Origin of the sequence: Streptomyces rectiviolaceus (assembly GCF_039533825.1) — a bacterium.
Taxonomy (GTDB): domain Bacteria; phylum Actinomycetota; class Actinomycetes; order Streptomycetales; family Streptomycetaceae; genus Streptomyces; species Streptomyces rectiviolaceus.
In genome coordinates, this window is sequence record NZ_BAAAUG010000108.1 from 1 (window position 1) to 12,996 (window position 12,996).

7 protein-coding genes and 2 pseudogenes are annotated in these 12,996 nt (G+C 71.2%); 7 read left to right on the top strand and 2 right to left on the bottom strand.

Going from position 1 to position 12,996, the window contains the following annotated elements:
- Window positions 1–500, bottom strand: a pseudogene (locus tag ABD378_RS44235) (hypothetical protein); the annotation flags it as partial.
- Between the two features lie 285 nt (window positions 501–785).
- On the opposite strand from ABD378_RS44235, the gene ABD378_RS44240 reads away from it, so the two are divergent.
- The 6 genes from ABD378_RS44240 to ABD378_RS27800 all read left to right on the top strand — a co-directional run bounded on the left by ABD378_RS44240 (window position 786) and on the right by ABD378_RS27800 (window position 11,348).
- On the top strand, window positions 786–2,144 hold the full coding sequence (locus tag ABD378_RS44240) for a serine/threonine-protein kinase (RefSeq protein ID WP_425583867.1): 1,359 nt from the start codon (window positions 786–788) through the stop codon (window positions 2,142–2,144).
- 219 nt (window positions 2,145–2,363) lie between these two features.
- Window positions 2,364–4,046: a serine/threonine-protein kinase gene (locus tag ABD378_RS27780; protein ID WP_344524988.1), complete on the top strand. Its 1,683-nt coding sequence runs from the start codon at window positions 2,364–2,366 to the stop codon at window positions 4,044–4,046.
- Window positions 4,047–4,149: 103 nt separating this feature from the next.
- Window positions 4,150–5,784: a serine/threonine-protein kinase gene (locus ABD378_RS27785; RefSeq protein ID WP_344524978.1), complete on the top strand. Its 1,635-nt coding sequence runs from the start codon at window positions 4,150–4,152 to the stop codon at window positions 5,782–5,784.
- An 82-nt stretch (window positions 5,785–5,866) separates the two neighbouring features.
- Window positions 5,867–7,693, top strand: a complete 1,827-nt coding sequence (locus tag ABD378_RS27790) for a serine/threonine-protein kinase (protein WP_344524980.1) — start codon at window positions 5,867–5,869, stop codon at window positions 7,691–7,693.
- A 174-nt stretch (window positions 7,694–7,867) separates the two neighbouring features.
- The gene (locus ABD378_RS27795; protein WP_344524982.1) at window positions 7,868–9,484 is read left to right on the top strand and encodes a succinic semialdehyde dehydrogenase; all 1,617 of its coding nucleotides are present in this window, start codon (window positions 7,868–7,870) and stop codon (window positions 9,482–9,484) included.
- 19 nt (window positions 9,485–9,503) lie between these two features.
- The gene (locus ABD378_RS27800; protein ID WP_344524984.1) at window positions 9,504–11,348 is read left to right on the top strand and encodes a GMC oxidoreductase; all 1,845 of its coding nucleotides are present in this window, start codon (window positions 9,504–9,506) and stop codon (window positions 11,346–11,348) included.
- A gap of 125 nt (window positions 11,349–11,473) precedes the next feature.
- On the opposite strand, the gene ABD378_RS27805 is transcribed toward ABD378_RS27800, so the two are convergent.
- Window positions 11,474–12,490, bottom strand: a complete 1,017-nt coding sequence (locus ABD378_RS27805; RefSeq protein ID WP_344524986.1) for an LAETG motif-containing sortase-dependent surface protein — start codon at window positions 12,488–12,490, stop codon at window positions 11,474–11,476.
- 249 nt (window positions 12,491–12,739) lie between these two features.
- Here ABD378_RS27805 and ABD378_RS27810 point away from each other — a divergent pair.
- A pseudogene (locus ABD378_RS27810) lies at window positions 12,740–12,996 on the top strand (hypothetical protein); the annotation flags it as partial.

The window sequence follows — 12,996 nt, forward strand, 5'->3', positions numbered from 1 at the left end:
GCCTGGGGCTCGGCGATGGCCGCGACGCGGCGGGGGCCGGGGGCAGCGGGAGCGGTGGTGAGGCCGGGGCTGCAGGGGCTGCAGGGGCTGCCGGGCAGATCCTGGATCCGTATGGCGTCGGGGGTACGAAGCAGTGGCACGGGGCTGTGCCGAGGGGTGGGGGCGCGGGGGCGTCGAGTTCTGGTGCGGGGACGGGTGTTGGGGGCGTCAGGGACGTCGAGGGGCCTGCCGGGGGGTTCGCCGGTGGGGATGCGGACCGGGGCGGGGCTGCGGAGCTGGGTGGCACGCGACCTGAAGAGGGCGGGACCGGCCGGGCCGGGCGTGGGTTTGATGGGCAGGGCTTCGACGGGGCGGACTTTGAGGGGCAGCGCTTCGAGGGGCAGGGTTTCGAGGGGCAGGGCTATGAGGCGGGCCGGGGTGAGCTGGGCCCCGCGTCCGGTCGCGGAGGACGGGGTTCTGGGCTGCCTGGCTACGGTGCTCCGGGTCCCGCGTCCGGTCATGGTCCGGGTCCCGCGTCCGGTCGTGGCCCGGCCGGAGCGTCGGGCCACGGTGGGCCCGGCCCCGCGTCACGTCACGATGCGCCGGGCTCCGCGCTGAGCCACACGACTCCCGGCCACACCACTCCTGCCCCCGCTCCCGCCCCTTCCGCATCCCCTTCCCCCGCCTCCTCCGCATCCCCCTCCGCATCCGGCCACAGCTACTGGGACGCCCTCGTCGCCGAACGGAGCGGGGCCCGGCGTGGGCCCGCCACCGCTCTTGCCGCGGAGCGGGCCCGGCACGCACGGATGACCGTCGTCGGCGGTGTCACCGAGCGGTGGGCGCCCGAGCAGGCCGGGCCCGTGCACGAGAACTGGCAGCTCGCCCCGCCCATCGGGCCCGCCACCGACCTCTGGGCGCTGGGCGCCTTGCTGTTCCGCGCCGTGCAGGGCCACGCGCCCTACCCGGAGGAGAGCACCTTCGAGCTCGTCCAGATGGTGTGCGCCGAGCCGCCCGCCTTCGCGGAGGAGTGCGGTCCGCTCCGGCCCGTCGTCGAGTCGTTGCTGCGTCAGGATCCGACCGAGCGGCTCGACTTCGAGGAGCTGAACGGCTGGCTGCGGTCGCTGGTCCGCTCGGCACCCGAGCCGGAGGCCGGTGCGAACGTCGTGCCCGCGCCGCCGTTCGACGCCAGGCGACTGCCTGTCGTACGCCGTCGCGGTGATCTCGTACGGCGCAAGAAGCGGCGCGCCCCCGCGCCCGCCGCCACCGCCCCCATGCCGAACTCCCGGCAGAACGGGCGCCACAAGCACAAGCAGCCCAAGCGGGGACGGGAAGCCCGGCCGACACCCACCGCGTCCGCGTCCGCACCCGCATCTCCACGCGCACCCGCACCTCCACGCGCACGCGCACCCAAACGGAGCGGGACGGGGCAACCGCGTTCCCTGGGGCGCATCCTGCTCATCCTCATTCTGGTCGGGCTGGTCGCGGCGGTCGCGTACGCCGTGGCCTTCATGCCCAAGTCGGGGGAGAACGAGGGCAGCGAGCGTGCAGGCTCCGTCGGGGACCCCGGCACCAGCCAGGCGCCCGACCCCGGCAGCAGCTCCAGCGCCCGGCCCAGCGAGGACGGCAAGTCCGACAAGCCCAGCGGCAAACCCAGTGACAAACCTGAGAAGAGCCCCGACTCCCAGCAGCCGCAGACCAGCGGGCCCGAGCTGCCGAAGGGCTTCACGCTCCGCAAGGACGCCGAGGGCTTCCGGGTCGCCGTCGCAAGCGGCTGGGACCGGCAGCCCAAGAACGGTCGGGGGCAGGTCCTTTACACGCGCGGCGACTTCGAGCTGATCGTCGTGCCGGGGCGGGACGGCACGGACGAGTACGGCAGCGACCCCATGAAGTACCAGCGCGAGCACGAGCGCGAGCTACAGCCGTTCCGCGACTCGACCTGGGCGGAATCCTCCGGGATGCGCAGGATCGATGTGGGCGGACGGGTCATGGGCGAGGGGCAGTTCACCTGGCAGGGCGCGGACGGCGGCGAAGTCTTCGTACGCAATCTCGCGATGATCGTCGGCGGGAAGTACCACGTGGTGCAGATCCGCGGACCTGAGGCCGAGCGGGACGAAGTGGACCGCTTCTATGAGCAGGCCTCGGCGACCTACCAGGTCACCGATTGAGCCGTTTCCCGTCCCCGAAAGCCATCATGTGTCCCTTCGCGGACGGACTTTGACGGATCCTGACCGGCTTTTCGCGGTGCCTGTCGGCCGCGCGGGCGGCTCGGTATCGCTGCGTCAAGCGTCACAGTGAGGTCTCCGAGCACCCCCGGAGGTTCCCCGAAGTCCACCGGCTCCCTAATCTGGGCCATGTCAGAACCATTGCGGGGGATCGTGAATCAGATGCAGGGCCTGCTCCTCGCGGGCCGCTACCGGCTCGGAGAGTCCATCGGCCGCGGTGGCATGGGACGGGTGTGGCGCGCACATGACGAGGTGCTGCACCGCGTCGTCGCCGTCAAGGAGCTGACGGCCGCACAGTTCGTGCAGGAGGCCGACCGCGCGGTCCTCTTCGCGCGTACGCACGCGGAGGCGCGGGCCGCGGCCCGGATCAACCACCCCGCGGTCGTCACCGTCCACGACGTCCTCGAGTACGACGACCGGCCCTGGATCGTGATGGAGCTGGTCGAGGGCCGTTCGCTCGCGGACGCCGTCAAGGAGCAGGGCCGCATCGAGCCCGTCGAGGCCGCCCGCATCGGCCTGTGGACCCTGAAGGCCCTGCGCGCCGCGCACGCCGCCGGGGTCCTGCACCGCGACGTCAAGCCCGGCAACGTACTCCTGTCGAACGACCGGCGCATCCTGCTCACCGACTTCGGGATCGCCGCGATCGAGGGCGACTCGACGATCACGCGGACCGGCGAGGTCGTCGGCTCCGTCGACTACCTCGCGCCCGAGCGGGTCAGCGGCGCCAACCCCGGGCCCGCGTCCGACCTGTGGGCGCTCGGCGCCACGCTGTACACGGCGGTCGAGGGGAACTCCCCGTTCCGGCGCACGTCACCGCTGGGAACCATGCAGGCCGTGGTCACGGAGGAGCCCGCGCCGCCCGAGTACGCGGGGGTGCTCGCCCCTGTCATCAGCGCGCTCCTCCGCAAGGACCCGGACACCCGGCCGACCGCGGAGGTCGCCGAGCTGATGCTCGCCGAGGCGGCGGAGGGCCGACGGCCGAGCGCGGCGCAGGCGTACGTGCCGACGCAGATCCACGCCACGTCCCAGCAGCCGCAACCGCAACCGCAGCCGCAGCCGCAAGCTCCGTCGGACCAGCACGCACCGCAGTACGGGCAGCACCCCGTAGAGCCCGGCACCGTCGTCCACGGAAACGGATACGGATACGGAAACGGCACAGGCCCCAACCCCGCACCCCACAACTCCGGCACCGTCGTCCAAGGCGCCCACCAGCCCTCGCACCAGCCCCCGCACCACTCCCCGAAGCGCCGCAAGTGGCCCGCGATCGTCGCGGCGTTCGCCGCGGTCGTGCTGTTCGGCGGCGGGACCGCCGGCTACCTGTACTTCGCGGACGGGGACGACGGCGGTACGCAGCAGTCGGGCGACGGCAACCCGGGCAAGACCGTCGGCGGCATCCCCCAGGGCTGGCATCGGGTGCACGACGCCGAGGGCTTCAGCCTCATGCTGCCCAAGGGATGGGAGCGCGAGGCCGACGGCAACCAGATCGACTACACCCCCGACCACGGACGGCACTTCGTACGCATCGGCATAGACCGCAACTCGACGTTCGAGAGCCCCTACACGCACCAGCTGGACCTGGAGAAGAACCTGAGCCCCAAGCTGCCCGCCTACAAGCGGCTTCAGCTGGACCAGAACACCTTCCGCGACCGGCCTGGCGCACTCTGGGAGTTCAGCTGGACGGCGGGCGCGAACGACACGACAGCGGGCCCGCGCCGCGCCATCGAACAGACCTATCTCAGCCGTGACGGCGTCGAGTACGTGATTTACATGTCGTCCCCCGCCGCCGACTGGAGCACGGCGCGCCGGCAGTTCGACGCGATGCTCCGAGGCTGGCGGGAGGGCTGAATGCGGTCGGCCGCAGCCGGGGTGGCTGGGACAAGCGGCCTGAACCAGTCCGCCTCCCAGGTCCCGAGGGTCCGTTCGCACACGTGTGGGGCATGATGGCCGCATGGGGAGCGTGGGGGACAACGCCCGGGTCATAGCTGGCCGTTACCGCCTGGATGTGCGGCTCGGCAGGGGTGGCATGGGCGTGGTCTGGCAGGCCACGGATCAGTTCCTCGGCCGCCGGGTCGCCGTCAAGGAACTCGTGCTCGACGACACGCTCTCCGATTCCGACGCGATGCAGCAGAGCGAACGCACCCTGCGCGAGGCGCGGGCGGCGGCGCAGCTCCGACACCCGCACATCATCGTCGTCCACGATGTGGTCGTGCAGAGCGACCACCCGTACATCGTCATGGAGTTGATCGAGGGCGGTTCGCTTGCCGGGCGGATCTCGCGGTCGGGTCCGATGAGCGCGCGGGAGGTCGCCCGGATGGGCATCGCCCTCCTTGGCGCGCTGCGCGTCGCGCACGCCGCCGGGGTCCTGCACCGCGACATCAAGCCCGCGAACGTGCTCATTGAAGAGGCCACCGGGCGCGTCGTCCTCACCGACTTCGGGATCGCGCAGGTCAGCGGGGCGACGACGCTCACGGAGACCGGGTCGTTCGTGGGCTCTCCCGAATACACCGCGCCCGAGCGGATGTCGAGCGAGCGGACAGGGCCCGAGTCCGACCTCTGGTCGCTCGGCGCGCTCCTCGTCGCCGCGCTGACCGGCGAGTCGCCCTTCCGCCGGGACTCGATCGGCGGCGTGCTGCATGCCGTCGTCTTCGACGAGATCCGCCCGCCGCCGGCCGCGGCGCCGCTGCTGCCCGTCATCCTCGGCCTCCTCGAACGCGACCCGGACCGGCGGCTCGGCGTGTCCGAAGCGGAGCGGCTGCTGCGGACGTACGTCGAGACGGGGCGGATGCCGTCGACGCCGGCGGGCCGGGCCGGAGGTCAGCCGGCGGCGCTGCCGGGCGGGCGGCTCGGCGGCTACACGCCCACCTTCCGTGACCTGCCCACGCGTCCGCCGACGCACCCGGCAGGGCCTTCCCTGCGCCGGCGCAGGGCCATGCTGATCGCCGCCGCGCTGGTGGCCGCGGTGGCCGGGGCCGGGGTGTCCGCCGCGCTTCTGCTGGGCAGGGACGGCGACGGGGGCGGCCGTACGCCCACGACGCCGGCCACGCAGTCCGCGCAGACGAAGACGGTGAGCCCCTCGCCTTCGCCGACCCCGACGGTGACGGTCACGAGCGGCTCCCGCACCCCGAAGCCCTCCACACCCGAGGCCCCCGACGGCTATCGCGTCGCGAAGGACCCCAGGGGCTTCACGCTCGCCGTGCCGAAGGGCTTCACGCGCGAGCCGGACGGACCCCGCACCTTCTACAAGTCCCCGGACGGCACCTTCCGCATCGGCATCAAGGAGTCGGCCCCGGAGCCGGGCGGCCCGCTCGCCGTGCAGCGCCGCTCCGACGCCAAGGGGCCGCAGAACAACCCCGGTTACCGGGACGGCGAGGTCACCGAGACCTCGCACAACGGACGGCCCGCGGCCCTCTGGCAGTTCAGCTGGGACGGCTTCACGGAGGCGGAGGGCGACCGGCACACGTACGACCTGTGCTGGGAGGAAGGCGGCCGGATGTACGACGTGTGGGTCTCGGCACCGGTCGGCAAGGCCAAGGACGGCAGGCGGTACTTCGACACGGCCGTCGACTCGTTCGTACGCCGCTGAAGTTCCGCCGGGTGCATCACCCGGGTCACAAGTCAGTGACCCGAGTGGAACGGGACGCGGTCGGCAAGGTACTGATGTGGGCATGAGTAATGACGGGGGAGCCTCCTACGGCCCGTACGAACCCACCAGTTTCGGACTCCAGCCGCCACAGCCCGGCGTACCCGGGCAAGGGGGACAGGGTGGTGGGCAGTACGGCCAGGACGGCAACCCGTACGCCCAGGAGCCGCAGCAGCAGCCGTCGCATCCGCAGCCGTCGCATCCGCAGCAGCCGCATCCGCAGCAGCAGCAGACGGCCCATCACTCCGCGGGGCCGCATCAGCCCGTGGGGCCGCACCAGCCCGCCGCGCCGACGCCGCCCCCGTCGCCGTACGCCCAGCCCACCCAGGTGGTGCCGAATCAGCCATCCGAGCCGGATCCGGGCGCGGGCCGCCTGGTCGCGGGCCGCTACCGCCTGCTCTCCAAGCTCGGCCACGGCGGCATGGGCACGGTCTGGCGCGCGAAGGACGAGACGGTGGACCGCGAGGTCGCCGTCAAGGAACCCCGCATCCCCGACCACCTGCCCGAGCGCGAGCGCGCCAACGCCTTCGAGCGGATGCGCCGCGAGGCGCGCGCCGCGGCCCGCCTCGACCACCCGGCCGTGGTCAACGTCCACGACGTGGCGGTGGAGGACGGCCAACCGTGGATCGTCATGGAACTGGTCCAGGGCCGCTCGCTCGGCGCCGCGCTCCAGGAAGGCACCCTGGGCGCCCGCGAGGCCGCCCGCGTCGGCCTGGAGGTGCTCGGCGCCCTGGACGCCGCCCACCAGGCGGGGATCCTGCACCGTGACGTCAAGCCGGACAACGTGATGCTGGGGCAGCACGACCGCGTCGTCCTCACCGACTTCGGCATCGCCCAGATCGAGGGCGAGACGAACCTGACGGACACGGGCGGCTTCGTCGGTTCCCCCGAGTTCATCGCCCCGGAGCGGGTGTTGGGCCAGCGCCCGGGCCCGGCCTCCGACCTCTGGTCGCTCGGCGTGGTGCTCTACGCCGCGACGGAGGGCGTCTCGCCGTTCCGCCGCAACAACACCCCCGCGACGCTGCAGTCCGTCCTGAACGCGACTCCGGCGGCGCCCGCTTCGGCCTCGGGCCCGCTCGCGCAGACGATCAACGGCCTCCTGGTCAAGGACCCCGCCCAGCGCCCGCGCGCCGCGCAGGTCCGCGCCCTCCTCGAGGAGGCGGTCCAGCCGCCGCAGGTGGCGCCTACGCAGGTCGTCACGGTCACCGGCGACGGCCGCGGTGCAGGCAAGGGTGTCTTCCTCAGCCGCAAGGCGCTGGCCGTCATCGCCGGTGTGGCCGTCGTGGCCGTGGCGGCGGGCGTGCTGGTCGCCCTGAACCCCTTCGCGGGTTCGGACGCGGAGGGCTGGAAGGAGCACGAGTCGAAGGTGGTCGCCGCCACTGTCTCCGCGCCGGAGCACTACGTGGAGAGCAAGCCGGACGACACCGACACGGACAAGACCTGGGTCAGGTACACGGACCCGAGCGGCGCCATCTTCATCACGCTCGACCTCGCCGAGAAGAAGGACACCACCGAGGAGATCCTCGGGTCCCCCGCGTCCCAGGCGTACGCCGACATGGAGGACTTCAAGGCGAGCGGCGAGAGCTCGTTCAGCAGGATGTCCAGTGATCCCGCGCCGAACGGAGCGACGAAGGACGCCAAGTACAAGGAGCGGAAAGCCGCCGAGAACACGGTCAAGTACACCGACTCCGAGTCCGAACAGCCCCACGAGGCCAAAATCTTCTACTACCGGACCAAGTCCGGGAACATGTACCGCCTGTGGATCGATTACCCCGGCAAGGGCGACTTCACCGAGCGCGGTCGCGAGGTGGCCAAGACCGCCATCGCGAACCTGGAGATCGACAAGCTCTGACCCCGCTGACGGCGACGGGGGACGGATGAATTCACAGTCCCCCGTTGATCAACTCCCACTAAGCCCCTGATCAGGGGCTTTACCGCCAGCAATCGCTGGCGTCGTGTGTCCGCCCGGTGAAAGTGGATTACCGACGGGTACCCAAAACCCTGACCTGGGCCTACGCTCACCTCCATGACGGACTCGCAGGCCACCGCAGCGCCCCTCGGAACGAACCCGATAGCCACCGCCCCCGAAGGCGCGCGCACCGCCGCCGACGTGGTGACTCCCGAGCTGATCGCGCAGCTCACCCGGGACGTGATCGGTTCGGGACGGACCGCCAACCACACGCCGTTCACCGGCGAGAAGCTGGCCGACCTGCCCGAGTCCACCCCCGAGGACGTGGCCACAGCCTTCGAGCGCGCCCGCGTCGCCCAGGTCGCCTGGGAGCGCACCCCGGTCCGCCGCCGCGCCGCGGTCCTGCTCCGCTTCCACGACCTGGTCCTGCAGCGTCAGGCCGAGGTCCTCGACCTCATCCAGCTGGAGACCGGCAAGGCACGGCTGCACGCGCACGAGGAGCTGCAGGCCGTCGCCGTCGCAGCGCGGCACTACGGCCGCAAGGCCCCCGCGTATCTGAACCCCAAGCGGCACACCGGCGTCGTACCGACCCTCACGAAGGTCACCGAGAACCGGCAGCCGCGCGGTGTGGTCGGCCAGATCGCGCCCTGGAACTACCCCTTCGAGCTGTCCATCGGCGACGCGCTTCCCGCGCTCGTCGCGGGCAACGCCCTGGTGATGAAGCCCGACACGGAGACCTGCCTGACCGCCCTGTGGGCGCGGGATCTGATCATCGAGGCCGGACTGCCCGCCGAGGTCTTCCAGGTGGTCCTGGGTGAGGGGCCTGTTGTCGGGCCCGAGATCGTCAAGCACGCCGACTACGTCTCCTTCACCGGCTCCACCCGCACCGGCCGCGAGGTCGCGCAGGGCGCCGCGGGCCGCCTCGTCGGCGTCTCGCTCGAACTGGGCGGCAAGAACGCCATGCTGGTGCTCCACGACGCCGACATCGACAAGGCCGCGGCGGGTGCCGTGCGTGCTTGCTTCTCGTCCGCCGGGCAGCTGTGCATCTCCATCGAGCGGCTGTACGTCCATGAGTCGATCGCGGACGAGTTCGTGGAGCGCTTCGCGGCGCGGACGAAGGCGATGCGGCTCGGCCGCTCCCTCGCGTACGGCGCGGAGATGGGCTCGCTGGTCGGCGAGCGGCAGTTGGAGACCACCAAGCGCCATGTGGACGAGGCGGTCGCCAAGGGCGCGACGCTGATCGCGGGTGGCGTCGCCCGGCCCGACATCGGCCCGTTCTTCTTCGAGCCGACGATCCTGGACGGCGTCGAGTCCCCGATGGCGGTGTGCGGCGAGGAGACCTTCGGTCCGGTCGTCTCCATCTACCGCTTCACCGACGAGAACGAAGCGGTCGAGCTCGCCAACTCCACGTCGTACGGCCTGAACTCCTCGGTCTGGACGAAGGACGGCAGCCGCGGCCGCAAGATCGCGGCCCGCCTGCGCACCGGCACGGTCAACGTGAACGAGGGCTTCGCGCCCGCCTACGGCAGCGTGCAGTCGCCGATGGGCGGCATGAAGGACTCGGGCCTCGGCCGCCGTCACGGCTCCGAGGGCATCCTGAAGTACACCGAGGCGCAGACGGTCGCGCACCAGCGTCTGATGCCGCTCGCGCCGTCCTTCGGCATGGACGACGAGAAGTACGCGGCGTTCATGAGCGTGAGCCTCAAGGTCATGAAGTCCCTGCGCCTGCGCTAGATCTCAAAGAGGAGAGTCAATGTCACAGGAGAGCTCTGTCCAGAAACAGCCGGACAGTGAGGCGGGAGGGGGCTGCGGGCCCGGCGAAGCGTCGTACGACTACGACGTCATCGTCGTCGGTTCCGGCTTCGGCGGCTCCGTCTCCGCCCTGCGTCTGACGGAGAAGGGCTACCGCGTCGGCGTGCTCGAAGCGGGGCGCCGCTTCACCCGTGAGTCGCTCCCGAAGAACTCCTGGGACCTCAAGAACTACCTCTGGGCACCGGCACTCGGCCTCTACGGCATCCAGCGCATCCATCTGCTGGGCAACGTGATGGTGCTCGCCGGGGCGGGCGTCGGCGGAGGTTCGCTGAACTACGCGAACACGCTCTACGTACCCCCCGCGCCGTTCTTCAACGACCCGCAGTGGAAGGACATCACGGACTGGCAGAACGAGCTCGCCCCCTACTACGAGCAGGCCAAGCGCATGCTCGGGGTGCGGCTCAACCCGACCACGACTCCGTCCGACGTCCACCTGAAGGCGACCGCCCAGGCCATGGGAGTGGGCGACAGCTTCCACATGGCGCCGGTCGGCGTCTTCTTCGGCGACGAGCAGGACGCCTCAGGTACTTCAACGGCCAAGCCCGGCGAGGAAGTTCCCGACCCCTACTTCGGAGGCGCGGGCCCTTCCCGCAAGGCCTGCAGCGAGTGCGGCGAGTGCATGACGGGCTGCCGGCACGGCGCGAAGAACACCCTCAACGAGAACTACCTCTACCTGGCGGAGAAGGCGGGCGCCGTCATCCACCCGATGACGTCCGTCGTCACCGTCACCGAGGACTCGCGCGGCGGGTACGCCGTCGCCACCCTCCCCACCGACGCCAAGCGCAAGGGCAACGGGCGTACGTTCACGGCGCGCGAGGTCGTCGTCGCGGCGGGCACCTACGGCACGCAGACGCTCCTGCACCGCATGAAGGACACCGGCCTGCTCCCGCGCATATCGGGGCGGCTCGGCGCACTGACCCGCACCAACTCCGAGGCCCTGGTGGGCTCGCAGACCACCGACCGCCGCTACCGCAAGCAGCACGGCGTCGACAAGGCGGACTTCACCAAGGGCGTCGCGATCACCTCGTCGATCCACCCGAACGCCACCACGCACATCGAGCCGGTCCGCTACGGCAAGAAGTCCAACGCGATGGGCGGCATGACGATCCTGCAGGTGCCGTACAGCATCAAGGGCGGCAAGGCGCGCGTCGCGGGCTGGCTCGGCAATGTCGCCAAGCACCCCTGGCTTACGGTCCGTTCGCTCTCCAACCGGCGCTGGTCGGAGCGGACCATCATCGGCCTGGTCATGCAGACGCTCGACAACTCCCTGACCACGTACCGCAAGGAGAAGGGCCTCGGCAAGGGCCTGCTGACCGCGCGCCAGGGCCATGGCGCGCCCAACCCGACGCAGATCCCCGAGGCCACCGAGGCCGCGACGCTGCTCGCCAAGGAGATCAACGGCTTCGCGGGGTCGAACATCGGCGAGCTGATGGGCACCCCGCTGACCGCGCACTTCCTGGGCGGCTGCCCGATCGGCGACTCGGCGGACACCGGGGTCATCGACCCCTACCACCGCCTCTACGGCCACCCCGGCATCTCGGTCGTCGACGGCGCCGCGGTCTCCGCGAACCTCGGCGTGAACCCCTCCCTGACGATCACCGCGCAGGCCGAGCGCGCGATGTCGTTCTGGCCCAACAAGGGCGCCGAGGACACACGCCCCGGACAGGGCACGAAGTACGTACGTCTCGCCGCCGTCGAGCCGAAGTCCCCTGCGGTACCGGCGGACGCGTTCGGCGCGCTGAGGCTTCCCTTCCTGGGGATGCCTGCCGTACCGGCCAAGAAGTAGTTCGGCGGCCACCGCGGCCGCGTACGCGAAAGGACCTGCGCCCCCCTCCGAGCGCAGGTCCTTTCGCGTGCTTCAGGTGCCGCTGAGCGGCGTGCCGTCGGCAGGTGTAGCCGTTACCGGCGTGTTCAGGCGGAGGCGTCGGCCTTCTTGCGGCGGACGACGAAGACCGCGCCCGCACCGGCGATGACGGCGACACCGCCGACGAGGCCGATGGTCGGCAGCATGGAGCTGGAGCCGGTCTCGGCGAGGTTGCCGGTGGTCGGGATCTCCTTGGCGCCGCCCTGGGGGGCCTTGCCGCCGGTGGGCGTCTTACCGCCCTCGTTCTCCTCGGCCTCGCCCGGGTTCTCGTTGTCGCTGCCGGCCTTCAGGACCGTGAACTCGTAGAACGCGAACGCGTTGTGCACGCAGTTCTGCTCGGAGTCGAGGTAGCCGCCGAGGCCGAGCGCGTAGCCGTCGCCGGCCGGGGCCTTGGCGCTGACGTTGACACGCAGCTTGATGTCGACCTTCTCCTTGGCGCCCAGCTCGGTGGCGCCGAAGTAGAGGCCGCCCGAGACCTCGTCCGCGATGGACTCCCAGGCCTTGGTCTCGGGGTTGAAGTACTGGATCTGCGCGTAGTTGGCGAGCCAGTCCTTCTCGTCCTCGCTCTCCGTGAAGTTGTCCACGGCGGCGAGCCACTGGACCTCGCCGAGGTCCTCGTCGCTCGGGTTGGAGGCGGTCAGCTTGAACTGGTGCCAGCCGCTGCCCGCGACGATCTTGCCGGGCAGGCCCGAGAGCCCGAGCTCCAGCTTCGAGTCGTCGTCCACGCCGTCCTCGTCGACCGGGCAGTCCGTGGGCGCCTCGGTGGGCTCCTCGGTCGGCGTGGCCGACTCGCTGGGCTTCTCCGTGGGCTTGCCCGTCTCCGTGGCCGACGGAGTCGGCGTCGCGGTGGTCGACTCGGTGTTCGACGGGGTCGGCGTCGCGGTCTCGGACGGCTTCTCGGTCGCGGTTGCCGTCTCGCTGGGCGTGGCCGTCTCGGGGGCCGATGCGCTCGGGGACGACGTGGTGGTGTCCTCGGTCGCGAAGGCGGCAGGAGCCGAAAGGAGCGCGATCGGGGCTATGGCAGCGGTCGCGGCCGCTGCGGCCATGACACGGCGAAGCTTCATGAAGACCTCAGTGAGTCCGGCGTACCACCTGGTGGCGATACGGAGGTGGAGGCCTCCGCGGTGGGGACGCGGGTGTGGCCGTTGTTACGCATGCATGACCTGTGTCCCCTGTGAATGGTTGTCCTCGAACTCACAGAATTCTTATGTGGCTTGGATCACACAGCTTGTGCGGCCATTGCCGGGTGCCGTAGAAATTCCTCCGCTCGACGGCGATCCGCCGGGGGGCAAGGGGCGGCAAGAGGGGGGCGCGTGGCGGAGCCGGAAGAGATACCGGACCGGATACCTGACCGGATACCGGACGACGTGTGGGAGCGGTTCGAGCGCGACAGTCTGCGTGACATCCGTACCTCGGCGCCGAAAGAGCCGTCCGCGCGGGCGCGCATGGTGGCCGAGCGGCTGCGGCGCCTCGACGAGGAGGCGGCGCGTCAACAGGCGGCGGAGTCGCGGGCGTTGGGGCGTCGGCGCAGGAAGCGCAGAGCGGCGCGGGGCGAGGGGGCCGCCGGGGC